The sequence below is a fragment of the Cupriavidus sp. 05T313 genome (assembly GCF_056396665.1).
Genome location: NZ_JBFTLX010000014.1, coordinates 37,441 through 61,392, shown reverse-complemented (window position 1 = coordinate 61,392; position 23,952 = coordinate 37,441). Strand labels below are relative to the sequence as shown.

Genomic DNA, 23,952 nt, shown 5'->3' with positions numbered 1-23,952 from the left:
CCCCGATGAGCGAGCAAGCCACCAACGACATCGCGCTGGACGCACCTTCCGTCCAGGCCGCCGCGACGGTTTCGCCACGCCCGAAGCCGGCCACGCCAACCGGCACGCCCGATCCCGAGTCCGCAGTGGCCAGCCGCACCGCCATGCTGGACAACGTGAAGCTGCGCGCCGATTTCGAGCGCCAGGACGCCTTCCTGCACCTGGAGGAATTCCTGGCGCCGGAAGTCACCGCGCAACTGGTCGCCAGCGCCCGCGCGCTGGTGCCCAAGATCAACCGCAACTACCTGCCCGGCCACAAGCAGGGCGGCAGCGTCAGCCGCCACACGATCGACGAACTTGCCCCGTTTATCGCGGAACTGTATCGGTCGAAGGCGCTGATCGGCTGGCTGGAGCAGATGTGCGGCGAAAAGCTGCTGCTGTCCCCGGACACCGACCCGCATGCCTACGCGCTCTATTACTACACGCGTCCCGGCGATCACATCGGCTGGCATTACGACACCTCTTATTACGATGGCCGCCGCTACACGCTGCTGCTGGGCGTGATCGAAGAATCCTCCTGCCGCCTCGATTACGAACTGCACACCCGCAATGCGGATGTGCCCGACGAGCCCGGTTCGGTGCAGACCACCCCCGGCGGCCTGGTGTTCTTCGACGGCGACAAGCTGCGCCACCGCATTACGCCGGCCGGCGCCAACGAGATGCGGGTGTCGCTGACGTTTGAGTACGTCACCGATCCGGGCATGCRCCCGTGGCTGCGCTTCATCTCCAATATGAAGGACGCGATCGCCTATTTTGGCTTCAAGCAGGTATTCAAGAGACTGGCGCCAGGCCAGAAACCCCGCGCATGACCCGTGCCGCCATCTTCCTGCTGTCGATCGGCGCGGCGCTGTTTGTCGCGCTGCTCGCCTGGCAAGGATTCGGCTCCGTCGCGTCGACGCTGATGTCCGCAGGCTGGGGCCTGGCGCTGGTCGCTGCATTCCACCTGCTGCCRCTGGCGCTGGACGCCGGCGCCATCTTCGTCTTGTTCGACCGCCGGGCCGGGCGCGGCACCATGTGCAACGCACTGCTGGCGCGTTGGGCGGGCGAGTCCGTGAACAGCCTGCTGCCCGCCGGGCAGATCGGCGGGCCGGTGCTGATGGTGCGCTACCTGGCGCAGCGCGGCACGCGCATGCGCGACGCCGCCGCCGCCATTACGGTCAGTACCACCATGCAGGCTCTCGCGCAGATGGTGTTCGCGTTTATCGGCCTGGCGCTGTTCACCTTGTACGGTGGACACGGCGGGCGCGGCGGGCAGGATGCGCTCTCGGACCTGCGCACGCCGACCCTGATTGTCACGGCTGTGCTGGCGCTGTGCATCGTGGCGTTCTACGTCATCCAGAAGCGGGGTTTGTTCGGCCGGGTCCTGCGCGTGCTGTCGAAGCTGTTTGGCAAGCGCGACTGGTCCGGGTTGACGATGCGTGCCGATGCCGTGGACGCGGCCGTGCATGGCATGTACCGCGACCGCCGCAAGGTGGCGGGCACCTTCGCGCTGAGCCTGGCCGGCTGGCTGGTCGGCACCGGCGAAGTCTGGCTGGCGCTGCATTTCCTGGGGCATCCGGTCAGCTGGCTCGACGCCCTGCTGCTGGAGAGCGTCGGGCAGGCCATTCGCGGCGCGGCGTTTGCCATTCCCGGCTCGCTGGGGGCGCAGGAAGGCGGCTACCTGCTGCTGGCCCCCATCGTCGGCCTGCCGCCCGAGGCGGCGCTGGCGCTGTCGCTGGCCAAGCGCGCCCGCGAGATCGGGCTCGGCGCGCCGGGCCTGCTGTATTTACATTTGAGCGAACGGAAATTCCAGCGGCGGCGTGCGGCCATGCCTGCCGAGTCCCTGAAATAGACGGTGAAGGACCTGGCGGCGCCGCGGCGCGTGCGCAAGCCAGGCCAGGCACCAGGCGGTTTCAGTGATTCAGCGGGCCGGCCACGCGCTGCCGATTGATTGATGCAATTTGCATGGGTGCGGAGAACGAATGCGAGCAATCATCCTTGCCGCGGGCCTTGGCCTGCGACTACAGCAACAGCCCGGGGAGCAGTTCCCGAAGTGCCTGCTGCGCTTTGACGGTGTCACCCTGCTGGAGCGGCATCTGCGCATGCTGGATGCGGCGGGTGTGGACGAGATCGTGCTGGCGCTGGGTTTCCAGCCGGGACACGTGGAAGCCGAGCTCGACCGGCTCGGGCGCGACCCCTACCCGGAAATCGTGCTGAACTCCCGCTACGACCTGGGCAGCGTGCTGACCGTGCATACGGTGGCCGATGCGCTTACGCGTGGCGGCGACGTCCTGCTGATGGATGCCGACGTGCTGTACGACGAGCGCATCCTCAGCGCCCTGGTGGCCGGCGACACCACCAACCGCCTGCTGATCGACCGCGATTTCGAAGCCGGCGACGAGCCGGTCAAGCTGTGCGTGAAGAACGGCATTCCGGTGGAGCTGCGCAAGCAGCTCGCGGTTGGCCTGGAGTACGACACCATTGGCGAATCGGTCGGGTTCTTCCGCTTCCAGGAGCAGACCGCGCGCCGCCTGGCGCAGATCGTCCAGGGCTATGTCGACAGCGGCCGCTCGAACATGCCGCACGAAGAAGCGGTGCGCGACCTGCTGCTCGAAGGCGGCCATGTGTTCGATATCGCCGATGTGAGCGGCGCTCCGTGGATCGAGATCGATTTCCCGAACGACGTCGCGCGTGCGCGCGACGAAGTCCTGCCTGAACTTCAGCCGATTGTGGGAGTAGCACAGTGAACGCGATTGACCCGATTTTCTCGACTGCCACGCGCACTGCACGCCTGCGCCAGATGATCGTTGGCAACGAGCTGGAATTCATGATGGAAGCGCACAACGGGCTGTCCGCCCGGATCGTGCGCGAAGCCGGTTTCAAGGCCATCTGGGGTTCCGGCCTGGCCATCTCGGCCCAGTACGGCGTACGCGACAACAACGAGGCCAGCTGGACCCAGGTCGTCGATAMGCTSGAATTCATGGCCGATGCCAGCGACCTGCCGATCCTGCTGGACGGCGACACCGGCTACGGCAACTTCAACAACGTGCGCCGCCTGGTGCGCAAACTCGAGCAGCGCGGCATTGCCGGCGTCTGCATCGAGGACAAGCAGTTCCCCAAGACCAACAGCTTTATCGATGGAGAGCGCCAGCCGCTCGCCGAGATCGACGAGTTCTGCGGCAAGATCAAGGCCGGCAAGGATTCGCAGTCGGACGACAACTTCTCCATCGTTGCCCGCGTGGAAGCCCTGATCGCCGGCTGGGGCATGGACGAAGCCCTGCGCCGCGCCGAAGCCTATCGCCAGGCGGGCGCCGACGCCATCCTGATCCACAGCAAGCTGTCGCGCCCCGACGAGATCCTGGCGTTCGCGCGCGAGTGGGCTGGCCGTGGCCCGCTGGTGATCGTGCCGACCAAGTATTACAGCACGCCGACCGACGTCTTCCGCAAGGCCGGCATCAGCGTGGTGATCTGGGCCAACCACCTGATCCGCGTGGCGGCCTCGTCGATGCAGGCCGTGGCCAAGGAAATCCACGACAGCGAAACGCTGGTCAACGTCGAAGACCGCATCGCCTCCGTCAACGAGATCTTCCGCCTGCAGGATGCCGACGAATACTCGGCCGCCGAGAAGATGTACCTGTCCGGCTCGCAAGCGCCTGGCGCGGCGGTGGTGCTGGCGGCCAGCCGCGGCACCGGGCTTGAGCCTCTCACGGAGGACCGGCCGAAGGTGATGCTGCCGGTGGCCGGCAAGCCGCTGCTGCGCTGGCTGGTGGATGCCTTCAAGAAGCAGTCGATCAACGATATCACCGTGGTCGGCGGCTACCAGGCCAAGGCCATCGACACGGCGGGCATCAAGCTGGTGCTCAACGAGCAGTACGCGCAGACCGGCGAACTGGCCTCGCTGGCGTGCGCGGCCGATGGCTTGCATACCGACACCGTGATCGCCTACGGCGACCTGCTGTTCCGCAGCTATATCCTGCGCGACCTGCTGGAGAGCGATGCGCCGTTCAGCGTCGTCGTCGACTCCTCGCTGACCACCGAGTCGAACCAGAGCGTGCGCGACTTCGCGTATTGCTCCGCGGCGGACGACCGCGACCTGTTCGGCCAGAAGGTCCTGCTGCGCCACGTGTCCAGCAAGGGCCAGGAGCCGGCCGCCGGGCAGGCGCAGGCGCCGCACGGCCGCTGGATCGGTCTGCTGAACGTGCGTGGCGAGGGGCGCGAGCGTCTGCAAAAGCTGATCGCCGAGTTGCGCACGCGCGACGATTTCAACACGCTGGACATGCCCGCGCTGCTCAACGCGCTGGTCGCGGCCGGCGAAGAAATCGAAGTGAAGTACGTGCATGGCCACTGGCGCGGCGTAAACGATCTCGACGACTTCCGCCGCGCCGGCGATTTCGCGCACACGCAGACGCCGTTCGCGGTTGGCGGCACGGATGCAGAGGAAGCCCGATGATCGAAGCGGCACAGTTTGTCGAAGCCGCGCGCGCGCGCGGCTTCGACTGGTATGCCGGAGTGCCGTGCTCGTACCTGACGCCGTTTATCAACTACGTGCTGCAGGATCCGTCGCTGCATTACGTATCGGCGGCGAACGAAGGCGATGCGGTGGCACTGATCGCCGGCGTGACGCTGGGCGCGCAGGGTGGGCGGCGCGGCATCACCATGATGCAGAACTCCGGCCTGGGCAACGCGGTGAGYCCGCTGACCTCGCTCACCTGGACCTTTCGCCTGCCGCAGTTGCTGATCGTCACCTGGCGCGGGCAACCCGGCGTTGCCGATGAGCCGCAGCACGCGCTGATGGGGCCGGTCACGCCGGCCATGCTCGACACCATGGAGATCCCATGGGAAACCTTCCCGACCGATGCGGCCGAGGTGGGCCCGGCGCTGGACCGCGCGGTGGCGCATATGGACGCCACGGGCCGTCCGTACGCGCTGGTGATGCAGAAGGGCAGTGTCGCGCCCTATGAGTTGAAGCAGCAGGAGCGGCCCGCGCCGCGCCCCAGATGCACGCCGGTTTCGCCAGCGCCGGGCGCTTCGCAGGACGGCTTGCCCACGCGCCGCGAAGCCCTGCAGCGCGTGATCGCGCATACGCCCCCCGGCAAGAACGTGGTGCTGGCATCGACCGGCTTCTGCGGACGCGAACTCTACGCGCTGGATGACCGCGCCAACCAGTTGTACATGGTGGGCTCGATGGGTTGCCTGACGCCGTTCGCACTGGGCCTTGCCCTCGTGCGTCCGGACCTGAACGTGGTGGCCGTCGACGGCGACGGCGCGGCGCTGATGCGCATGGGTGTGTTCGCCACGCTCGGCGCCTATGGCCCGTCTAACCTCACGCACGTGCTGCTCGACAACGGCGCCCATGACTCCACGGGCGGACAGGCGACCGTGTCGCCCAACGTCTCGTTCGCCGGCGTGGCGGCCGCTTGCGGCTATGCCTCGGCGGTAGAAGGCGATCGGCTCGGCACGCTCGACCAGGCACTCTCTGCCGCGGTGCAAGAGCCCGCTGCCGGGCCGCGTTTCGTGGCGCTTTCGATCCGCGCCGGCACGCCGGACGGCCTGCCGCGCCCGACCATTACCCCTGTCGATGTGAAGACGCGCCTCGCGCGCCATATTGGCGCCGATCAAGGCGCCGACCAAGGAGAGAAGTAATGCTGCTACTCAACCCGGGCCCCGTGACCTTGTCGGCGCGTGTGCGCCAGAGCCTGTTGCAGCCGGACCTGTGCCATCGCGAAAGCGAGTTCTTCGACCTGCAGGACGAGGCGCGCGCGCGGCTGCTCGATATCTATGAACTGGATCCGGCCGAATGGGCCGCGGTGCTGATGACGGGTTCCGGCACGGCGGCGGTGGAAAGCATGATCGCCGCGCTGGTGCCCTCGACGCACTGTGCAGCGCGCGCGATGTGAGGCTGCTGGTCGATGGCGTGAGCAGCTTCGGCGCCGAAGCGATCGATTTTGGCGGCAGCATTGCGGCGGTGGCGGCCACGGCCAACAAATGCCTGCATGGCGTGCCCGGCGCGTCTTTCGTCATTGTGCGGCGCAACGCGCTGGAGCAAGCCGCCAGCCGGACTTACTACCTGGATCTGGGGCGGCTGGCGCGGCTGCAGGACCAGCGCAATACGCCGTTCACGCCCTCCGTGCATGCCTATTACGCACTGGTGGAAGCCTTGCGCGAACTGGCGGACGAGGGCGGCTGGCGCGCCCGCCACGCGCGCTATGCGGCGCTGGCGGAACGCGCGCGCGCCGGGCTGGAGGCCCTGGGCATGCCGGCCCTGTGGGCGTCGGAGCAGTCCTCCGTGGTGCTGCGTGCCTACCGTTTGCCGGCCGGCCTGACGTACGCGCAGTTGCATGATGGCCTGAAGGAACGCGGTTTTGTCATTTACGCGGGGCAGGGCGGGCTCTCGGCGGAGCTGTTCCGTATTTCCACGATGGGGAATATCCAGCTGGATGACATCGATCGCTTGCTGCAGGGCTTTAAGGACCTGACGCAGTAATCGCGCCCCCGGCGTCATCGTCATTTGTGATCGCCATTTTGTTTTTGCGGGCAAAGCACTAGCATGGGGTAATGGATGCGGCGCAGCCGCATCCAGCCAATCCTTGCGGAGGAGCATTGCGATGCATCGCCATTTCCGCCTTGCCCTTGCCAGTTCCGGTGGCACAGCCGTTGCAGTCCTGGCTGTGCTTGTCCTCGGCGCAGCCGTGCCGGGGAGCGCCTCGGCGGCCGGCCCCGACGCGGCGCCCGCCGCCGCCGGCGTCGACCGCTCCTCGCCGGACCGCATGGTCCGCGCCGCCGTCGAAGGCGTGCTGGGCACCATCCAGGCCAATCCCGACACCCGCAGCGGCGATCTCGACAAGATCACGGCCGTGGTGCGCAAGCAGTTCCTGCCTTATACCGATTTCCGGCGCACCACGCGGCTTGCCGTGGGAAACGCTTGGCGTAACGCCTCGCCTGAGCAGCAAAAGCAACTTTACGAGCAGTTCGAGACGTTGCTCGTACGCAGCTACGCCTTGTCCCTGTCGCAAGTGCGTGATCAGGCGCTGAAGTTCCGCTATAAGCCGCCACGTACCAGCGGCAATGACGTGGTGGTGGAGACCAGCATGATCAACAAAGGGGACGAGGTGCAGATCGATTACCGCCTGCAGCGCGGCCCCGCGGGCTGGGCCATCTACGACATCAATATGAGCGGTGCCTGGCTGATCGAGATCTACCGGCAGCAGTTCGCCGACATCGTGGCGCGCAGCGGCATCGATGGCCTGGTCAAGTACCTGACGAGCCACAACGCGGCCTGAGGCTTGCTGCTGGCCTCTATGTGGTTATGCGCTTTGGCGGCTACGCGGCGTCCGCCAGCTTATCGTCGCCGGCGAGCGATGCGATCAGCGTCTCCGCCGACATCGGCCGTCCCAGCAGGAAGCCCTGTAGCGAATCGCAGCCCAGCCGCGTCAGGAATTCCTGCTGCTTGGCCGTCTCCACCCCTTCCGCGACGATGTCCAGGTTCAGCGTGCGGCCAAGCGCCACGATGGCCGAGACGATCGCCGCATCTTCCGTATCGCGGGCGAGATCCCGGATAAAGCCGCGATCGATCTTCAGCTCGCTGGCCGGGAGCCGCTTGAGGTAAAGCAGGCTGGAATAACCGGTGCCGAAGTCGTCGATCGAGATGCGCACGCCCATGTCGTGAAGCTGCTTTAGGATCTGCAGGCTGGCATCGGCGTCGCGCATCGCTGTCGATTCGGTGACTTCGAGCGTCAGACAGCCTGGCTCCAGCCCGTGCCGCGCCAGGGTATCCCGCACTGTCTTGATCAGGCTGGCATGCCGGAACTGCAGGGCCGACAGGTTGACTGCCACGCTCCAATGCGGATGGCCCGCATCGCGCCACTCCCGCATCTGCCGGCAGGCTTCGTCCAGGACCCAGTTCCCCATCGGCACGATCAGGCCGGTCTTTTCGGCCTGGGGAATGAACTGGTCCGGAGCAATCAGGCCGCGGGTGGGATGCGCCCAGCGCACCAGCGCTTCCACGCCGACCACCGGCCCGCTGGGCGCGGTGAGCTTGGGCTGGTATTGCAGGATCAGCTCCCTACGCTCCAGTGCCAGGCGCAGGTCCTGCACCAGTTGCAGCTGCTCGTGCACGTTGGCGTTCATCGACGCTTCGAAAAAGCAGATGGTATTGCGGCCCAGCGCTTTCGCGTGATACATCGCCGCGTCGGCGTTGGTCAGCAAGTCGTGCTGTAGGGTGCCGTCGCCGGGGTACATGGCAATGCCGATGCTGGTGGAGACGCGCAACTCGCGGCCGGCAACCTGGAAGGGTTCGCGAATGACCGTCAACACCTTTTCGGCGAGGGTTGCCGCGTCCGCCGGCTCGCCGACGCTGGCCAGCAGCACGAACTCGTCGCCGCCCAGCCTGGCAATGGTGTCCTGCGCGCCCACGGCGGCCCCGATGCGCCGCGCAACTTCGACCAGCAACTGGTCGCCAACGGGATGGCCATAGGCGTCGTTCACCGCCTTGAAGCCGTCCAGGTCCATGAACATCAGGGCGAAGCGGGTGGTCTTCTGCTCGGCTTCCTGGATCGCCCGGTCGAGCCGGTCTTCCAGCAGCACCCGGTTGGGCAGTTTTGTCAGGTTGTCGTGCAGCGCCAGGTAGGTCAGTTCCTGGTTGGCCTCAGCCAGCGATAGCGCCAGCATTGCGGTGCGGGCCTCCATGCGCACGTCGAGCACCGAGGTGATCAGGGCGATGGCAAGCACCGCCAGCGTGACGATGATGATCACCACTGCCAGCCATCCCGAATCCATCCCGTCGCGCGCCGCGCCGCAAACGCTGCCGAGCGGGAACTCCGCCGCCGCCATGCCGGTGTAATGCATCCCGACGATGGCAAAGCCCATGATCACCGCCGCACCCGCGCGCAGGGGCCGCACCCAGATCGACTCGCGCCGCAGGTTGAATGCGATCCACAGTGCCGCGCCGGAGGCCAGGATCGCGACCACGATGGACAGGATGAACAAGGACGGGATGTAGCGGATGCCCGGCGACATCTGCAGCGCGGCCATGCCCGTGTAGTGCATGCCGGCGATGCCCGCGCCGATGAGCAAGGCGCCACCGGCCAGGCGCCGCCACGGCAAGGTTTCCCGGCCCACGAGCCAGAGCGCAAGCGCCGACGACGCGATGGCGATCAGCAGCGAGACCCCGGTGATCGGCAGGTCGTATCCGAGCGGGATCGGCAGGTGGAATGCCAGCATGGCGATAAAGTGCATCGACCAGATGCCGATTCCCATCGCGCATGCGCCGCCGGCCAGCCACCAATATGCCGCGCGGCCCTGAGCCGTGGCAATGCGCCCTGCCATGTCAAGAGCGGTGTATGAGGCCAGGATCGCGACAAGCAGCGAGATCAGTACGAGCGAACTGTTGTGGCTGCCGGCAAGCATTGAGGCCCTTTCTCTTTCTAGACGTTGACTTTGATTTGCCTGGATTTCGCCTGATTTGCACCCGCACGGGTGCATGGTAGAGAAAGCGCCAGTTCGCCGCTCATAACGACATGTTAACTGGCAAATTTAGGTAGGGCTTGAAAAATGGGTCGCCGGGCCTGCCCGGCAGGCCCGGCGACCGGCCGGGCGCTACGCCTGCGTTGGTTTTTGTCCCGCGCCGGCCGGCGATCAGTGCCGCGGCTCGCCCCTGGGCACACCGGCCCACATGGCGACGCCGCTGGCCACCAGCAAGCCTGCCAGCAGGTACAACGCATTGTCCATGCTGCCGGTGTGCGTCTTGATCTGCCCGATGACCCAGGGGCTGACGATACCGCTCGTAATGCCGATGCTGCTGATAAAGGCAATTCCGGTGGCCGCCGTATGCGCAGGCAGGTGGCTGGGCGGCAACGACCAGAAGATCGGCAGCGCGGCAAAGATCAGCACGGCCGCGACCGACAGCAAGGCGAGCATTGCCGCGAAGCTGGGCAGATGCAGGGTCAGCAGCGCCAGTGCCAGCGCGCCACCCGACGTGCAGGCCAGGAAATGGCGATGCCGCTCGCCGCGCCGGTCGGAGTTGCGGGCGATCAGGATCAGGCCGACGGCGCCGATCGCGTTCGGGATGACGGAGTACAGGCTGATGGACATCACATCGGTAATGCCGAAATCCCGGATCATCAGGGGCATCCAGAAGCTCAGGGTGAGCGAGCCGCATGTCAGCGAAAAGTAGATGAACGCGAACAGGTAGATGCGCGGATTGCGCAGCGCCTGCATCAGCGCGCTGAAGGAGTGCGCATGCGCGGCGCTCCCGGACGGGCCGTTGTGCGCGGCGAGGAAGGCTTTTTCCTTGTCGGTGAGCCAGCTGGCCTGCTGCGGGCCATCGACCAGGCAGACCGCGGCGATGAGCCCGAGGATGATGGCGGGCGCGCCTTCGATGGCGAACATCCACTTCCAGCCGTAGAGGCCGAGCACGCCTGCCATGTCGCGCATGATCCAGCCCGAGATCAGCCCGCCCAGCACGCCCGCCACGGCAACCCCGGCAAAGAAGATGGCCATCACCGCCGCGCGCCGCCGCGCCGGGAACCAGTAGGTGAGATACAGGACGATGCCAGGGAAGAAACCCGCCTCGAATACGCCGAGCAGGAAGCGCAGCGTATAGAAATGCGTTGGGGTGGACACCATCATCATGCCGACCGAGGCGGCTCCCCACAGCAGCATGATGCGGGTGAAGGTGCGGCGCGCGCCGAAGCGGGCCAGCAGCATATTGCTGGGCACTTCGCACAGGACGTAGCCAACGTAGAAGACGGCGGCGCCCAGCCCGTACATCGCATCGCTGAAGCCCAGGTCCTGCTTCATCTGCAACTGGGCAAAGCCGATATTGATGCGGTCCAGGAAGGAGATGACGTAACAGACAAACAGGAAGGGGATGATGCGCAGCCAGATCTTTCGATAGAGCGCGTCTTCGTCGCGCACGGCAGTAGCCTGGGGCGCGATGGCCCCTGCAGAGGGATAAGTCATGGATTGTCTCCGGGAACGCGGGCGTCGATACGCCCTGGATGCCGGCGTCTTGCGCGCCTGGGCAACGAGTTGGGAGCGGCGGGCGCAGGATGCGCCCGCCGCGGTCAGGCTTGCGCGCTGCGGTCCTGCACAGCGCCTGCCCGCGCCAGTTGCATGGCCGAGAGCAGCGTGCCGTGGTCGCCGATATGATTCGCGAGCAACAGGATCAACTGCGCATTGACCGCCTGGCTCTGGCCGTCGTCGAGATCGCGGTGCATGTCGATCAGGGCTTCGTAGAAGTCGTCGGGGCGCGTCAGGTTGGGGTGTGTATTGAGTGCCATCGCTCTGTCTCCGATTCGGGATGTCGCCGGAATGCCTACGCCGCGACGGAGGCAGGGGCTTGCGCCTTTACCGCCGCCTGCATGCACGGCGCGTTGCCGGTTGCGCGGGCCAACGCCTGCCCGACGCCGGCGATGTCGGCCTGCCGCCAGCGCGCGCAGACATGCTGGTCCGGGCGGATCAGGTACAGCGTGCCGGGCCGCGCGTCGTAGCGCTGTGCGGCCAGGCCCTCGGTGTCGCGCAGTACCGTCACGCCAGGCTGCCCGGTGCAGGCTTCACCCGCGTCGACCACGACCAGCTTGAGCGGCAGCGTGCCCTGGCGCAGGCTTTGCAGGGCCCGCAGGTCGCCGGCATCGGGCGCGCCGAATACCAGCGCGGTGAACTGCCCGCCGAGTTGCGGCAGCAACCAGACCGGGCCTTGTTCCCCGGATACGGGCGCATCCACGCAGGCCGCGCCCGGCACCATGCCGCCGGCAAATTCGCCGGTGTCGGGCGTGTTGAGCGGCGAGTCGTGCAATACCGACGGCAGGGAGAGCCGTCCGCTATTGACCAGCTGCCGCGCAAACGCATGCTGCTTCGACAGGTTCAGCACGGCATCGCGGAACACTTTGCTGACGGCGCTCTTCGGCGTGATGAAATCGGTGGAGCGCGTCGAGTTGCGGATGTTCTCGTCGGCGGCGTACTCGCGCTCGCTCGCATACGTATCGAGCAGGCTGTCCGGCGCCTGGCCCTGGAGCACGAAGGCCAGCTTCCAGGCGAGGTTCTCCGCATCCTGCACGCCGCTGTTGGCGCCGCGCGCGCCGAACGGCGAGACGCCATGCGCGGAGTCGCCGGCAAACAGCACGTTGCCGTGGCGGAAGCTGTCCATGCGCAGGCAGGAGAAGGTGTAGACGCTGACCCATTCCAGCTCGAACTTTGCATCGGGCCCGAGCAGTGCCTGCACGCGCGGAATCACGCGCTCCGGCGTTTTCTCCAGCACCGGATCGGCATCCCAGCCGAGCTGGAAGTCGATGCGCCAGACGTTGTCGGGCTGGCGGTGCAGCAGTACGGACTGGTTCGGATGGAAGGGCGGATCGAACCAGAACCAGCGCTCGGTGGGGAATTCGGCTTCCATTTTCACGTCGGCGATCAGGAAGCGATCCTTGAAGGTGCGGCCCTTGCTGTCCAGGCCGAGCAGGTTGCGCAGCGGGCTGCGCGAGCCATCGGCCGCCACCACGTAGCGGCCGGTGAGCGCATAGGGGCCGTCCGGCGTATCGACGGTCAGCACCACGGCTGCATCCGGCGTGCCGGCATGGCGCTGCTCGATGCCCACCACCTTGTGCTTCCAGCGGATCTCAAGGTTGGGCAACTGGCGCGCGCGGTCGAGCAGGAAGCCCTCGACGTAGTATTGCTGCAGGTTGATGAAGGCCGGCCGTTGGTGGCCGGCTTCCGGCAGCAGGTCGAAGGTGTAGACCTGCTCGTCGCGCACGAAGACCTTGCCGACGTTCCAGCAAACGCCCTTTTCCACCATGCGCTCGCCGCAGCCGAGCCGGTCGAAGACGTCCAGCGTGCGCTTGGCGAAGCAGATTGCGCGCGACCCGTTCGACAGGGTGCAGTCATCGTCCACCAGCACGACCGGCACGCCATGCTGGGCGAGGTCGATCGCGGTGGCCAGCCCGATGGGGCCGGCGCCGACGACGATGACGGGGTGAGGATTGCCTGCCTGCTCCTGCCGTTGCTCGGGGCACGGCTGGTAATCAAATGACAGGTTCTGGTAGTCGTTGCTCATGCCTGTGTCTCCATCCACTCTACTCGGCCGTTCCATCTTTGCGGCGGCTGGTCTTCAATCCTGCAGCGCGGCCCACATTTCCTTGTCGCGCTGCGCGGTCCAGATGCGCGGGTGCTTGATGCCGCTGGCTTCGTCGAAGGCGCGCGACACGTCGAACGGCAGGCAGTGCTCGTAGATGAAGACATGGCCGAACTTCGGGTCCATCGATTTGCGCGTATGGGCCATCGCGCTCTTCAGGTCGAGGCGGTCCACCACGGCCTCCTTGCCAGCCTGGAACAGCGTGGTGACGAAGTCCTTGGTGTACTCGATGCCCTTCCTGACCTCCTCCGTGTTGGTGAGGGCAGGGCCACGGCCGGGAACCAGTTTCTCGGCGCCCAGTGCATGCAAGGCATCCAGCGTGGCCGGCCATTGCTCAAGCTGTGCATCGCCGCAGTAGCACGCGGCGTCGTATTCCACCAGGTCGCCGGAGAACAGCACCTTTTGCGAAGGCAGCCAGACCACCGTGTCGCCCTTGGTATGGCCGGAGCCCAGATGCGCGATGCGGACTTCGAGCTTGCCGAGGTACAGCGTGATTTCCCTCTCGAACACCAGCGTCGGCCAGGTCAGGCCCGGCACGGTCTCGACGCCGGCGAACAGGCGCGGGAAGCGCTCGATCTCGGACTTCATATCCGCTTCGCCGCGCTCGACGATCATTTCGTAAGTGCCGCGGCTGGCGATGACCTGCTGCGCGCCCTCGGCGAAATAGGCCGACGCGCCAAGCACGCGCACCGCGTGGTAGTGCGAGAGCACGACGTACTTGATGGGCTTGTCGGTGACCGAGCGGATCCTGGCGATCAGGTCCTGCGCCATGGCGGGCGTGGCGGTGGTGTCGACGATCAGCACGCCGTCGTCGCCGATGATCACGCCGGAGTTGGGGTCTCCCTCGGCCGTGTACGCGTAGGCGTTCTCGGAGAGTTGGGTGAAGGTGACTTTCTTGGCTTCCAGGTCGGCCTGGGATGCGAATGCCTTGCTCATGCTTGCCTCTTTCTTTTCTGCTGCGTGGGGAAAAGACGAGACAGCAGGCGCCGGGGCGGATCACTGCATAGCGGGGGACTGTCTCGCCCCGTTTTTCACTCTGTAGCTGCACCGGTATCGGGGTAAGGCCATCTTAGGAATCTCAGCGAAATTAGTCAATAACAAATAGAGTTGTTTTTGACTAATAGAATGCGAGAGCCGAATGCCGCACAGAAAACCAAGGGGAAACCCTCGGTGATGCGGGAGGCGGGGCGTCTGGTCGATTACTATCTGGGTTTTCAAGCGAGAGGCGAATGGCAAGATCAGCGGACAACACGTCGGATGCCGGTGGCGCGGAGAAAGCGCAGCGCGGCATACAGAGCGTCGAGGTCGGCGGCCGTTTCCTGCGGGCGCTGGCCGATGTCCGTGCCCCGATGACCCTGGCCGACCTCGCGGCTGCCGTGCAGATCGCGCCCGCGCAAGCACACACTTACCTCGTCAGCCTGGTGCGGCTTGGATTGATCAAGCGCGATCACTTGTCCGGGCGCTACGAGCCCGGCCCGCTGGCGCTGCAGCTCGGGATGCTGTTTCTCGACCATGATCCCGCCTACCGGGCAGCGGTGCCGCGCGTGGCCGCGCTCGCCGCGTCGTGCGGATTCAGCGTGGCGATCTGCGCCAGCGGGCCGCAGGGCCCAACCATCGTCCGCTATGCGCACGCCGGTTCGCCCTTGCACGTGAACCTGCACGTGGGCTCGGTCATGTCGCTGTCGGCAACCGCGACCGGCCGCGTGTTCTGCGCGTTTCTCCCGCCTGGGCAATGGCAGGCAATCTGGCAACAGCAGCAGCCTGGCGGCACGCCCGACGCCGCCTTCGGCGCTACCCTTGCCGCCATCCGCGAGCGTGGCATCGAGCGCAGCATCGATGCGCCGAGCCCGGCGGTCAGCAGTCTCAGCGTGCCGGTGCTCGACACCAGCGGCCGCTTGCGCCTGGCGCTGACCGTGGTCGGCTCGACCGGCGCCATCGATGTGGACTGGCGCGGCCCCGTGGCACTTGCCCTGCTCGGCACTGCGGCAGCCATCCGTGACGCCATCGCCGGTACTCCCGAATGACCCCAGCACCCACGCCAACCGACGACAGCCAGGGCGAAGCCGCCAAACCGCAGCGCGGTATCCAGTCGCTGGACAACACCGGCCAGTTGCTCGCCGCGTTGGTGGCGGCAGGGCGGCCCTTGCCGTTGCGCGATCTCGCGCGCGCGGCCGGCATGCCGCCCGCCAAGGCGTTCCCGCATCTGGTCAGCCTGCAGAAGATCGGCCTGCTGGCGCGCGATGCGGCGGGCAATTTCCTGTCCGGCCCGCTGGGCCTCGAACTCGGGCTGATCGCCTTGCAGCGGCTCTCGCCAACCCGCGAAGCCGAGCCGGAAGTGATCGAACTGGCGGGCGCGACCAGCCTGAGCGTGGCAATGGCAGTGCTCGGCCCGCTGGGGCCGACGGTAGTCCGCCTGGAAGAAGCCGCGCGGCCGCAGCACGTCAGCCTGCGGGTGGGTACTGTGCTCTCGCTGGTCAATACGGCGATCGGCCGGCTGTTCGCGGCGCACTTGCCGGAGCACGCGCTGATTGGCCTGATGGGTCAGGACGAGCTTCGGCTGGCCGGTGTGCGGAAATCGGAAGTCGTCGAAGCGGATGGCGGCGCGGGCGAAGCGCTTGCGCTAGCGTACGCGGCCCGGCTGGCGCAAATTCGCGCGCAGCGGATCGACAACGCGCTGAGCCGGCCCGTGCCCGGCATCGACACACTTGCGGCGGCCGTGTTCGACCACACCGGCAGCGTTGCGCTCGTCATCGCCCTGATTGGCACGTCGGGCAGCTTCGACAGCGGTATAGATGGCGCCACGGCCAGGACCCTGTTGCAAGCGGCGCGGCGGCTGTCGTGGCGGTTCGGCGCGATGGAACCGGCTGAGGCGGACGGCTAGGCGCCTGCGCGTTCAGGCGCGTTCTCATTGTCCCTTTGCCACGCGCCGCGACCGCTTCACCGGCGGTGGCGATGCCGCCGGTTCATCCTCCCCGACGAACACCTTGGGATAGTGTTCAAAGGTCCGCTTCACCAGCTCGCGCAGCCAGATGATTGCCGGGTCATGGTGGAAACGCGGGTGCCAATGCTGCTTGATGGCAAATTTCGGCAGCGCCACCGGCGGCTGCATGACGCGCACCGTGCCGTATCTTGCAAAGACGTTGGCGAGTTCCAGCGGCACGGTGGCAATCAGATCCGGATGCTGTTCGATCAGTAGCGGCACAACCAGGAAGTGGGGCGTGGACAGGTAGATGTTCCGCTTGATGCCGTGATCGTCGAAGGCGCTGTCGTAGGCCGCGCTGGCTCGCCCTGACAGCGTGACCACAATCTGCGGCATGCGCTGAAATTGCTCCAGCGTCAGGGCTTCGCCGATCTCGCGGTTGCGCGCGCTTACGATCGTCACGAAGGAATGCATGAACAGGCGCTGCTGGAACAGGCCCTCCGGCGCGGCGCGGATGGAGCCAAGCGCCAGGTCGGCTTCCCCGGAACCGAGCAGGCCTTCGATCTGCTGCAGCGGCACTTGCAGCGTGCGCAGCGTGCAGTGCGGTGCTTCGCGGCGCAGCCTGCTGATCAGCGGCGGCAGGAAGACCAGTTCGCCCATATCGGTCATGCACAGATTGAACGTGCGCCGCGCCGCCAGCGGGTCGAAGCGCGCCTGGGACAGGACTTGCTGTCTCACCGTCGCCATCACGCCGACGATGGCTTCGGTCAGTTCCTCCGCCTTGTGCGTGGGCATCATGCCCTCTGGCGTCTTGACGAACAACTGGTCGTCGAAGAACGCGCGCAAGCGGTTCAGGGCGTGGCTCATCGCGCTTTGCGTCAGGCCCAGTTCCTGCGCCGCCTTGGTCACGCTGCGTTCCCGCAGCATCGCGTCGAATACCGACAACAGGTTAAGGTCGAGCTCGTCTGTATGCATGGCCTACATTCCCGCTATTAGGTAGATGACGTTGACGCATGTTTGCTCCAAACCTATTCTGCAGTCAAGGACCCCGCAGATGGGTCCCGGCATACGGAGACAGACATGACGCCCCACCTGTTCGCGCATTTCCACCCGCAACCCCGCCTGCACGGGGCATCGCCCCCATCCTGATTTCCCTCCTGGTCCAGGCCACGGCACCTTAGCCCGGTCTGGCAGCTTCAATTCCTCGCCCGCGCATCGCCGGAAGGCAATGCGTGCACGGCGACGCGCGCCCCGGATTTCCACGCCGGGCGCAACGAGACTTTCCGAAGGAACGCAGCATGTTTATCAAGAACACCTGGTATGTGGCCGGCTGGGACAATGAGATCCCCGCCGAAGGCATGTTCTCCCGCACCATCATCGGTGTACCGGTGGTGATGTACCGCAAGGAAGACGGCAGCATCGTCGCGCTGGAGGACCGCTGCTGCCATCGCGGCGCGCCGCTGTCGGTCGGGCGCAGGGAAGGCGACTGCATCCGCTGCATGTACCACGGCCTGAAGTTCGACAGCGCAGGCCACTGCATCGAGGCGCCCGCGCAGGAGCGCATTCCGCCACAGGCCAAGGTGCGCAAGTTTCCAATCGCCGAGCAGCACCGCTGGATCTGGATCTGGATGGGGGATCCGGACAAGGCCGATCCGTCGCTGATCCCGGATACGCAGTGGCTGGACCACCCGGACTGGCGCAGCCAGGACGGCTATATCCACTATGACGTGAACTACCTGCTGATCTGCGACAACCTGCTGGATTTCTCGCACCTGCCGTTCGTTCACCCGACCACCCTGGGCGGGAGCGAGGACTATGCAGCCRTCAAGCCCAAGGTGGAGCGTATCGATGGCGGCGTGCGGATTACGCGCTGGGCCATCAATACCGAGGCGCCCGCATTCGCCAAAGCCGTCAAGGAATGGCCCGGGAAAGTCGACCGCTGGAATATCTACAACTTCACGATCCCGGCCATCCTGCTGATGGACTCCGGCATGTCTCCCACCGGCACGGGCGCGCCGGAGGGCGTGCGCGTCGATGCCGCGGAGTTCCGGGGTTGCCAGGCGATCACCCCGGAGACCGAGAACTCCACGCACTACTTCTTCGCCCATCCGCACAACTTTGCCATCGACAAGCCGGAGGTCACCGCGTCGATCCACCAAAGCGTGGTAACGGCGTTCGACGAGGACCGCGAGATCATCTCGGCGCAACAGCGAAGCCTCGCGCTCGAGCCGAACTTCAAGATGATGCCGTTCTCCATCGACGCGGCGCTGTCGCAGTTCCGTTGGGCCGTGAACCGCAAGATCGAAGAGGAAGCGGCAGAATCCCCGGCACCCGTTGAGAAGACGGCGATGTCCGGGGTGAGGTAGCACGGCATGCTCGAACTGATCGTATCCAGGCTGACCTCGGAGGCGGAGGGCGTTCGCGGCATCGAGTTGCGGCGTCCTTGCGGCGGTGCCTTGCCCGCCTTCACCGCGGGCGCGCATATCGATGTTCACCTGCCAGGCAATATCGTCAGGCAGTATTCGCTCTGCAACGACCCGGCCGAGACCCACCGCTACTGCCTTGGCGTCGGGCTCGCGCCGTCTTCGCGCGGAGGCTCGCAATATGTTCATGCCGGGCTAAGGGAGGGCGACCCGGTCACCGTGAGCGTGCCGCGTTCGCTGTTTGGCATCGACGCGGCTGCCACGGCGCATGTCTTTATTGCCGGCGGCATTGGCATCACGCCGGTTCTCAGCATGATTCGCTGGTGCGAAGCCAACGGCAGGCCATGGAAGCTGCTCTATTGCATGCGTTCGCGCCAGCGTGCGGCTTACCTGGATGTGTTGTCGCGATATGGCGAACGGGTGCAGCTTCATGTCGATGACGAGAGCCGGGGCGAACTGGCGGACCTGTCCGCATTTCTCGGCGCGCTGGCCGACGGCAGTCATGTGTACTGCTGCGGACCATCGCCGCTGATGGACGCGGTGGCCGCCACGGCGGAAGCGGCGGGCGTGCCACGGGCCGCCACGCACTTCGAACGGTTCAGTGCCGAGCCACGGCAAGCCAGCGCAAGGGCGGAGCAGGCATTCACGGTGATCCTGCACCGGCACGGCGGCCGCTTCATCGTTCCCGCCGGCTCCACCATTCTCGAAACCCTGGAACAGAATGGCGTGCCGCTGCCATTCGCCTGTCGCGAGGGCCTGTGCCGCAGCTGCGAAGTACCGCTCTTGTCCGGCATGGCGGACCACCGCGACCATGTGCTGGGCGATGCGGAGCGCGAGGCGAACACGGCCATCATGATTTGCGTTTCCAGGGCACTGACACCCGAGCTTGAACTGGATATCTGAGCCTGCCCGGAACGCCTCGCCGCCACCATACCCTCACCACGCGCGCCACCGAGATGGCCGCGATACACCAAGGAGACAAAGCGATGTTCCATCCCACCCGCGCACTGATGACTGTCGTGCTTGCCATGTCCGGCCTGGCCGCAGCCACCGCCCATGCCGATATCAACATCGGCGTCACCTTGTCGCTGACCGGTCCTGCGGCGTCGCTGGGCATTCCGGCGAAGAGCGCCATCGACCTTCTGCCCAAGGACGTGGCGGGGCAGAAGCTGAACTTCATTGTGCTCGATGACGCCTCGGATCCGAGCGCCAGCGTTCGCAACTTCCGGCGTCTGGTGGATGAACACAAGGTGGATGTGGTGATGGGTTCCTCGGTCACGCCATCGACCATCCCGCTGGTGGACGTTGCCGCCGAGACCAGGGTGCCGCTGATGAGCCTGGCCGCAAGCGCGAGGATCGTCGAGCCGCAAGACGAGAAGCGGCGCTGGGCATTCAAGGCAATCCAGAACGAAAGCCTGATGGTCGGCGCCACGCTTGACCACATGCGCCAGACCGGTGCGAAGACGCTGGCGTTCATGGGCTTCTCGGATGCTTACGGAGACGCGTGGCTGTCGGCGCTCCAGCCGCTGGCGGACAAGGCCGGCATCAGGCTCGTGGCGACGGAGCGCTACGTGCGCACCGACACCAGCGTGGTAGCCCAGACACTGAAGATCATCGCCGCGAAGCCGGATGCCGTTCTGGTCGCCGCGTCCGGAACGCCCGGCGCCTTGCCGCAGAAGACGCTCGCCGAGCGTGGCTACAAGGGCAAGGTCTACCAGACCTATGGCATCGCCAACCGGGACTTCCTGCGCGTGGCGGGAAAGGATGCGGAGGGTGCGATCTTTGCCGTCGGGCCGGTGCTGGTAGCCGACCAGCTTGAGCCGGACAGCCCGATGCGTCCCGTCGCGCAGGATTTCATCAAGCGATACGAGGCCGCTAACGGGCAGAACTCGGCCTCGATCTTCTCGGCCAATGTCTGGGACGCGGGCCTGGTCCTGCGCTCGGCGATTCCCGTTGCCCTCGGCAAGGCCAGGCCAGGCAGCGAAGCGTTTCGCGCTGCGCTGCGCGATGCGCTGGAGAGCACCAGCGGCGTCGTGACAACCCAGGGCGTGACGACGATGTCCAGGTCCGACCATGTTGGCTACGACAAGCGGGCGGCCGCGCTGGTGCAGATCCAGAGCGGTGCCTGGAAGTATCTGAAGTAGGGTGGCGGACGGACAAGCGGCTTTCGCCCCGGCGGCCGCATTTTCCGGATTTGCTACTGCGGTTTTATTCTTGGACCATCATGCCGCCGCTTGCCTAGACTGGCTCACCTGGCATCTCGCCAACTCAACCATTGCCAGTCCAAACTCAAGGTGAACGGCTTATGAACCTGCGCGCATTGCTTTCAACACTCCTGACCGCCACGGCGGCGCTAGCCATTGGCGCCGCCCCGGCGCTGGCTGCCGACAAGACCATCAAGGTAGGCGTGCGCGGCGGCGTGGACGAGGAGATCTGGGAGGTGGTCACACAGGTGGCCAAGAAGCAGGGCCTCAATGTGCAGCCGATCGTGATCACCGGCACCGCCAGCCCCAACGAAGCGCTGAACAACGGCGACCTCGACGCCAATGCCTTCCAGCACATCCCCTTCCTGCGCGACCAGGTGAAGCAGCGCGGCTACAAGATCGTGGCGGTGGCGGATACGCTGATCTCGCCGATCGCCTTCTACTCGCGCAAGTACAAGTCGCTGGAATCGCTGCCGCAGGGCGCGCGCCTTGGCATTCCCAACGACCCGAGCAACCAGACCCGCGCGCTGGTGATCCTGCGCGATCACGGCCTGATCAAGCTGCGCGATGGTTTCGACCCCTACACCGGCACTGCCGCGCTGGCCGACGTGACCGCCAACCCGAAGAAGCTGGACCTGGTGGAAAGCGCCTCGGTGGTGCTGGCGCGCTCGTTGCCCGACGTTGACGCCGCGGCGGTGGTCAACACCTTTGCCTACCAGGCCGGCCTGATCGCCACGCGCGACGGCATTGCCGTGGAGAAGAAGGAGCACAACCCCTACGTGAACGTCATCGCGGTACGCGAGCGCGACAAGGCCGCGCCGTGGGTGGCGCCGCTGATCAAGGCGTACCACTCGGACGAGGTGCGCAAGTTCATCCTGACCAAGTTCCAGGGCTCGGTGATTCCGGCGTTCTGAGCTTCGGATTTGCGATTTCCRATTCCCGATTGTTGTTGTTCCTGCAATTCCCAGGAGGATCCTGATCGTGTCACAGGTGCTATCGCTGCAATCCAGTCCGCCGCATATCGTCTTCGCGCATCTCGGCAAGCGCTATGCGGGCGCGCAGGCCCCGGCACTGGAGGATGTTTCCTTCACCGTGGCGCGCGGCGAGATATTCGGCATCATCGGCCGCAGCGGCGCGGGCAAGTCCACGCTGCTGCGCACCATCAATATGCTGGAGCGCCCGGGCACCGGGCAGGTTCGCGTGGATAACGTGGACGTGGGCGGACTCGATGAAAACGGCCTGGTGGCGTTGCGGCGGCGCATCGGCATGATCTTCCAGCATTTCAATCTGCTCTCGGCCAAGACCGTGTTCGAGAACGTTGCCTTGCCCTTGCGCGTGGCGGGCGTGCCGCGCGCGGAGATTGCGCCGCGCGTGATGGCGCTGCTGGAACTGGTGGGGCTGGCCGGCAAGGCGCAGGTCTATCCGGCCACACTCTCGGGCGGGCAGAAGCAGCGCGTGGGCATTGCGCGCGCGCTGGTGCACCGGCCCGAGATCCTGCTGTGCGATGAAGCCACCTCGGCGCTGGATCCCGAAACCACGGAGTCCATCCTGGCGCTGCTGCGCGACATCAATCGCCAGCTGGGCCTGACCGTGGTGCTGATTACGCACGATATGGCGGTGATCCGCCAGGCTTGCGACCGCGTGCTGGTGCTCGACCACGGCCGCGTGGTCGAACTCGGCAACGTGTGGCAGGTATTTGCCGAGCCGCAAGCCGACGCCACGCTGGCTTTGCTGCGGCCGCTGCGGCTGGAGATGCCGGCCCCGGCCGGTGCGAATTCGAATTCCAATGCGGCGTACGCGGGTGCGCGCGCCGGCCATTCCGAGGTACGCGGCTATGCTGCCCATGGTTGACAAGTACATACGCGCACTGGGCGAGACCCTGCTGATGGTGAGCAGTTCGTGCCTGGTGGTCTTCGTGGCGGGCATGGCGCTGGCGATCGTGCTGACGCTGAGCGCGCCGGGCGGCCTGCGGCCCCGGCCGCGGCTGTACCGCGCGCTGTCCGCGCTGGTCAATACCTTCCGCTCGATCCCCTTCATCATCCTGCTGGTGGCGATGCTGCCGGTGACGCGGCTGATCGTCGGCACCACCATGGGCACCTGGGCGGCGGTGGTGCCGCTGAGCGTGCACCTGATTCCCTTCTTCGCGCGCATCGCGCAGGTGAGCCTGAACGAGATCGATCCGGGCTTGATCGAGGCCGCGCGCGCCATGGGCTGCCGGCGCTGGCATATCGTGCGGCACGTGCTGCTGCCCGAGGCGCTGCCGGGTATTGTCGGCGGCGCCACGGTCAGCGTGATCGCCATGATCGGTTCTTCCGCCATGGCCGGCGCGGTGGGCGCCGGCGGCCTTGGCGACCTTGCCATCCGCTATGGCTACGAGCGCTACGAGACCGCGGTGATGTTCAACGTGATCGTTATCCTGGTGGCGCTGGTGACGCTGGTGCAGTTCGGCGGCGAACGGCTGGCACGGCGTTTCGACCACAAGCGCTGATCCGGCCAGCGCGTTCACCCGTCAGCGTACGGTCGAGGCATCCTGCCCGAACAACACGCGCTTCGACGCTTCATCGACTACCGGTGCGGTATTGATCGTCTTCGCCAGCGCGTAGGCGCGTTCGGTGGCGGGGCGCGCCCGTATGCGCGCAAACCAGTTTGCCAGATGCGGGAAGTCATCGAGGTTCTGGCGCTGCCGTTCGTGCGGCACCACCCACGGGTAGCAGGCGATATCCGCTATCGAATATTCGGCACCGCAGATGTATGCACGACCGTCTGCCAGGTGCTTGTTCAGCACACCATACAGCCGCGCCGTTTCCTTCACGTAGCGCTCGATGGCGTAGGGCAGTGGCTCGGGCGCGTATTGCACGAAGTGATGGTTCTGGCCTGCCATCGGCCCGAGCCCGCCCATCTGCCAGAACAGCCATTGCAGCGCCATGTTGCGGCCACGCAGGTCCGCCGGGATGAAGCGCCCGGTCTTGTCGGCCAGGTACAGCAGGATCGCGCCCGACTCGAAAGTGGAGACCGGCTCGCCGCCATCATCGGGCGCCTGGTCGACGATGGCCGGGATGCGGTTGTTCGGGGAGATCTTCAGGAAGGCGGGCTCGAACTGTTCGCCGCGGCTGATATTCACCGGGACCACGCGATAGGGCAGGCCAGCCTCTTCGAGGAACATCGTGATCTTGTGGCCGTTGGGGGTGGTCCAGTAGTACAGATCGATCATGTGGATGGTCCTGTTGTGCCGCATGGCAGGCACGGGGAAACGGGAGGCCTGGA

At 66.0% G+C, this 23,952-nt stretch carries 21 protein-coding genes and 1 pseudogene; 15 read left to right on the top strand and 7 right to left on the bottom strand.

Features of this window, described 5'->3' with window-relative positions; genetic code table 11:
- Positions 1 to 5: 5 nt before the first annotated feature.
- From AC1DKD_RS05680 to AC1DKD_RS05650, 7 genes and pseudogenes are all read left to right on the top strand, one after another.
- Complete coding sequence (locus AC1DKD_RS05680; protein WP_477143061.1) at positions 6 to 848, top strand: HalD/BesD family halogenase; 843 nt, start codon at positions 6 to 8, stop codon at positions 846 to 848.
- Positions 845 to 1,870, top strand: a complete 1,026-nt coding sequence (locus tag AC1DKD_RS05675) for a flippase-like domain-containing protein (protein WP_441627693.1) — start codon at positions 845 to 847, stop codon at positions 1,868 to 1,870. The genes AC1DKD_RS05680 and AC1DKD_RS05675 overlap by 4 nt, the downstream gene beginning before the upstream one ends.
- 130 nt (positions 1,871 to 2,000) lie before the next feature.
- Positions 2,001 to 2,765 carry a phosphocholine cytidylyltransferase family protein gene (locus AC1DKD_RS05670; protein ID WP_441627691.1) on the top strand — a complete coding sequence of 255 codons (765 nt, stop codon included), beginning with the start codon at positions 2,001 to 2,003 and terminating at the stop codon, positions 2,763 to 2,765.
- Entirely contained in the window at positions 2,762 to 4,468 is a 1,707-nt protein-coding gene (aepX, locus tag AC1DKD_RS05665) for a phosphoenolpyruvate mutase (protein ID WP_477143060.1), read from the top strand. Before AC1DKD_RS05670 ends, aepX begins: the two co-directional genes overlap by 4 nt.
- On the top strand, positions 4,465 to 5,661 hold the full coding sequence (aepY, locus tag AC1DKD_RS05660) for a phosphonopyruvate decarboxylase (protein ID WP_477102711.1): 1,197 nt from the start codon (positions 4,465 to 4,467) through the stop codon (positions 5,659 to 5,661). Before aepX ends, aepY begins: the two co-directional genes overlap by 4 nt.
- Positions 5,661 to 6,502, top strand: a pseudogene (locus AC1DKD_RS05655) (aminotransferase class V-fold PLP-dependent enzyme). The gene aepY and the pseudogene AC1DKD_RS05655 overlap by 1 nt, the downstream one beginning before the upstream one ends.
- Before the next feature lie 121 nt (positions 6,503 to 6,623).
- Positions 6,624 to 7,298, top strand: coding sequence for an MlaC/ttg2D family ABC transporter substrate-binding protein (locus AC1DKD_RS05650; protein ID WP_441627683.1), 675 nt, complete (start codon positions 6,624 to 6,626; stop codon positions 7,296 to 7,298).
- 40 nt (positions 7,299 to 7,338) lie between these two features.
- On the opposite strand, the gene AC1DKD_RS05645 is transcribed toward AC1DKD_RS05650, so the two are convergent.
- The 5 genes from AC1DKD_RS05645 to AC1DKD_RS05625 all read right to left on the bottom strand — a co-directional run bounded on the left by AC1DKD_RS05645 (position 7,339) and on the right by AC1DKD_RS05625 (position 14,077).
- Entirely contained in the window at positions 7,339 to 9,423 is a 2,085-nt protein-coding gene (locus AC1DKD_RS05645) for a putative bifunctional diguanylate cyclase/phosphodiesterase (protein ID WP_441627681.1), read from the bottom strand.
- Between the two features lie 228 nt (positions 9,424 to 9,651).
- Entirely contained in the window at positions 9,652 to 10,977 is a 1,326-nt protein-coding gene (locus tag AC1DKD_RS05640) for an MFS transporter (RefSeq protein ID WP_441627679.1), read from the bottom strand.
- Between the two features lie 104 nt (positions 10,978 to 11,081).
- The gene (locus AC1DKD_RS05635) at positions 11,082 to 11,297 is read right to left on the bottom strand and encodes a DUF2783 domain-containing protein (protein WP_441627677.1); all 216 of its coding nucleotides are present in this window, start codon (positions 11,295 to 11,297) and stop codon (positions 11,082 to 11,084) included.
- A 35-nt stretch (positions 11,298 to 11,332) separates the two neighbouring features.
- Complete coding sequence (locus AC1DKD_RS05630; protein ID WP_441627675.1) at positions 11,333 to 13,063, bottom strand: FAD-dependent oxidoreductase; 1,731 nt, start codon at positions 13,061 to 13,063, stop codon at positions 11,333 to 11,335.
- A gap of 54 nt (positions 13,064 to 13,117) precedes the next feature.
- Entirely contained in the window at positions 13,118 to 14,077 is a 960-nt protein-coding gene (locus AC1DKD_RS05625) for an MBL fold metallo-hydrolase (RefSeq protein ID WP_441627673.1), read from the bottom strand.
- 293 nt (positions 14,078 to 14,370) lie between these two features.
- On the opposite strand from AC1DKD_RS05625, the gene AC1DKD_RS05620 reads away from it, so the two are divergent.
- Together AC1DKD_RS05620 and AC1DKD_RS05615 are read left to right on the top strand one after the other, a co-directional pair.
- The gene (locus tag AC1DKD_RS05620) at positions 14,371 to 15,165 is read left to right on the top strand and encodes an IclR family transcriptional regulator (protein ID WP_441627671.1); all 795 of its coding nucleotides are present in this window, start codon (positions 14,371 to 14,373) and stop codon (positions 15,163 to 15,165) included.
- A complete protein-coding gene (locus AC1DKD_RS05615; RefSeq protein WP_441627669.1) occupies positions 15,162 to 16,022 on the top strand; it encodes an IclR family transcriptional regulator in 861 nt (286 codons plus the stop codon). The genes AC1DKD_RS05620 and AC1DKD_RS05615 overlap by 4 nt, the downstream gene beginning before the upstream one ends.
- Positions 16,023 to 16,046: 24 nt before the next feature.
- Here the strand turns inward: AC1DKD_RS05615 and AC1DKD_RS05610 are convergent, their stop codons facing one another.
- Positions 16,047 to 17,036 carry a LysR family transcriptional regulator gene (locus tag AC1DKD_RS05610; protein WP_441627667.1) on the bottom strand — a complete coding sequence of 330 codons (990 nt, stop codon included), beginning with the start codon at positions 17,034 to 17,036 and terminating at the stop codon, positions 16,047 to 16,049.
- A gap of 323 nt (positions 17,037 to 17,359) precedes the next feature.
- Between AC1DKD_RS05610 and AC1DKD_RS05605 the strand changes: the two genes are divergently transcribed.
- From AC1DKD_RS05605 to AC1DKD_RS05580, 6 genes are all read left to right on the top strand, one after another.
- Positions 17,360 to 18,427: an aromatic ring-hydroxylating dioxygenase subunit alpha gene (locus AC1DKD_RS05605; protein WP_477143059.1), complete on the top strand. Its 1,068-nt coding sequence runs from the start codon at positions 17,360 to 17,362 to the stop codon at positions 18,425 to 18,427.
- A gap of 6 nt (positions 18,428 to 18,433) precedes the next feature.
- Complete coding sequence (locus tag AC1DKD_RS05600) at positions 18,434 to 19,387, top strand: PDR/VanB family oxidoreductase (RefSeq protein WP_477111327.1); 954 nt, start codon at positions 18,434 to 18,436, stop codon at positions 19,385 to 19,387.
- An 83-nt stretch (positions 19,388 to 19,470) separates the two neighbouring features.
- On the top strand, positions 19,471 to 20,628 hold the full coding sequence (locus AC1DKD_RS05595; RefSeq protein WP_441627661.1) for an ABC transporter substrate-binding protein: 1,158 nt from the start codon (positions 19,471 to 19,473) through the stop codon (positions 20,626 to 20,628).
- Between the two features lie 161 nt (positions 20,629 to 20,789).
- Entirely contained in the window at positions 20,790 to 21,602 is an 813-nt protein-coding gene (locus AC1DKD_RS05590) for a MetQ/NlpA family ABC transporter substrate-binding protein (protein ID WP_441627659.1), read from the top strand.
- A 61-nt stretch (positions 21,603 to 21,663) separates the two neighbouring features.
- Positions 21,664 to 22,539, top strand: coding sequence for a methionine ABC transporter ATP-binding protein (locus AC1DKD_RS05585; RefSeq protein WP_441627724.1), 876 nt, complete (start codon positions 21,664 to 21,666; stop codon positions 22,537 to 22,539).
- On the top strand, positions 22,532 to 23,176 hold the full coding sequence (locus AC1DKD_RS05580) for a methionine ABC transporter permease (protein ID WP_441627722.1): 645 nt from the start codon (positions 22,532 to 22,534) through the stop codon (positions 23,174 to 23,176). Before AC1DKD_RS05585 ends, AC1DKD_RS05580 begins: the two co-directional genes overlap by 8 nt.
- A 21-nt stretch (positions 23,177 to 23,197) precedes the next feature.
- Here the strand turns inward: AC1DKD_RS05580 and AC1DKD_RS05575 are convergent, their stop codons facing one another.
- Positions 23,198 to 23,899: a glutathione binding-like protein gene (locus tag AC1DKD_RS05575; RefSeq protein ID WP_441627657.1), complete on the bottom strand. Its 702-nt coding sequence runs from the start codon at positions 23,897 to 23,899 to the stop codon at positions 23,198 to 23,200.
- Positions 23,900 to 23,952: the final 53 nt, after the last annotated feature.

Bases quoted from the DNA above. Each gene is read 5' to 3' on its own strand.
- AC1DKD_RS05670 (WP_441627691.1), top strand. From the start codon at position 2,001: ATGCGAGCAATCATCCTTGCCGCGGGCCTTGGCCTGCGACTACAGCAA.
- AC1DKD_RS05650 (WP_441627683.1), top strand. From the start codon at position 6,624: ATGCATCGCCATTTCCGCCTTGCCCTTGCCAGTTCCGGTGGCACAGCC.
- AC1DKD_RS05645 (WP_441627681.1), bottom strand. From the start codon at position 9,423: ATGCTTGCCGGCAGCCACAACAGTTCGCTCGTACTGATCTCGCTGCTT.
- AC1DKD_RS05640 (WP_441627679.1), bottom strand. From the start codon at position 10,977: ATGACTTATCCCTCTGCAGGGGCCATCGCGCCCCAGGCTACTGCCGTG.
- AC1DKD_RS05635 (WP_441627677.1), bottom strand. From the start codon at position 11,297: ATGGCACTCAATACACACCCCAACCTGACGCGCCCCGACGACTTCTAC.
- AC1DKD_RS05630 (WP_441627675.1), bottom strand. From the start codon at position 13,063: ATGAGCAACGACTACCAGAACCTGTCATTTGATTACCAGCCGTGCCCC.
- AC1DKD_RS05625 (WP_441627673.1), bottom strand. From the start codon at position 14,077: ATGAGCAAGGCATTCGCATCCCAGGCCGACCTGGAAGCCAAGAAAGTC.
- AC1DKD_RS05620 (WP_441627671.1), top strand. From the start codon at position 14,371: ATGGCAAGATCAGCGGACAACACGTCGGATGCCGGTGGCGCGGAGAAA.
- AC1DKD_RS05615 (WP_441627669.1), top strand. From the start codon at position 15,162: ATGACCCCAGCACCCACGCCAACCGACGACAGCCAGGGCGAAGCCGCC.
- AC1DKD_RS05610 (WP_441627667.1), bottom strand. From the start codon at position 17,036: ATGCATACAGACGAGCTCGACCTTAACCTGTTGTCGGTATTCGACGCG.
- AC1DKD_RS05600 (WP_477111327.1), top strand. From the start codon at position 18,434: ATGCTCGAACTGATCGTATCCAGGCTGACCTCGGAGGCGGAGGGCGTT.
- AC1DKD_RS05595 (WP_441627661.1), top strand. From the start codon at position 19,471: ATGTTCCATCCCACCCGCGCACTGATGACTGTCGTGCTTGCCATGTCC.
- AC1DKD_RS05590 (WP_441627659.1), top strand. From the start codon at position 20,790: ATGAACCTGCGCGCATTGCTTTCAACACTCCTGACCGCCACGGCGGCG.
- AC1DKD_RS05580 (WP_441627722.1), top strand. From the start codon at position 22,532: ATGGTTGACAAGTACATACGCGCACTGGGCGAGACCCTGCTGATGGTG.
- AC1DKD_RS05575 (WP_441627657.1), bottom strand. From the start codon at position 23,899: ATGATCGATCTGTACTACTGGACCACCCCCAACGGCCACAAGATCACG.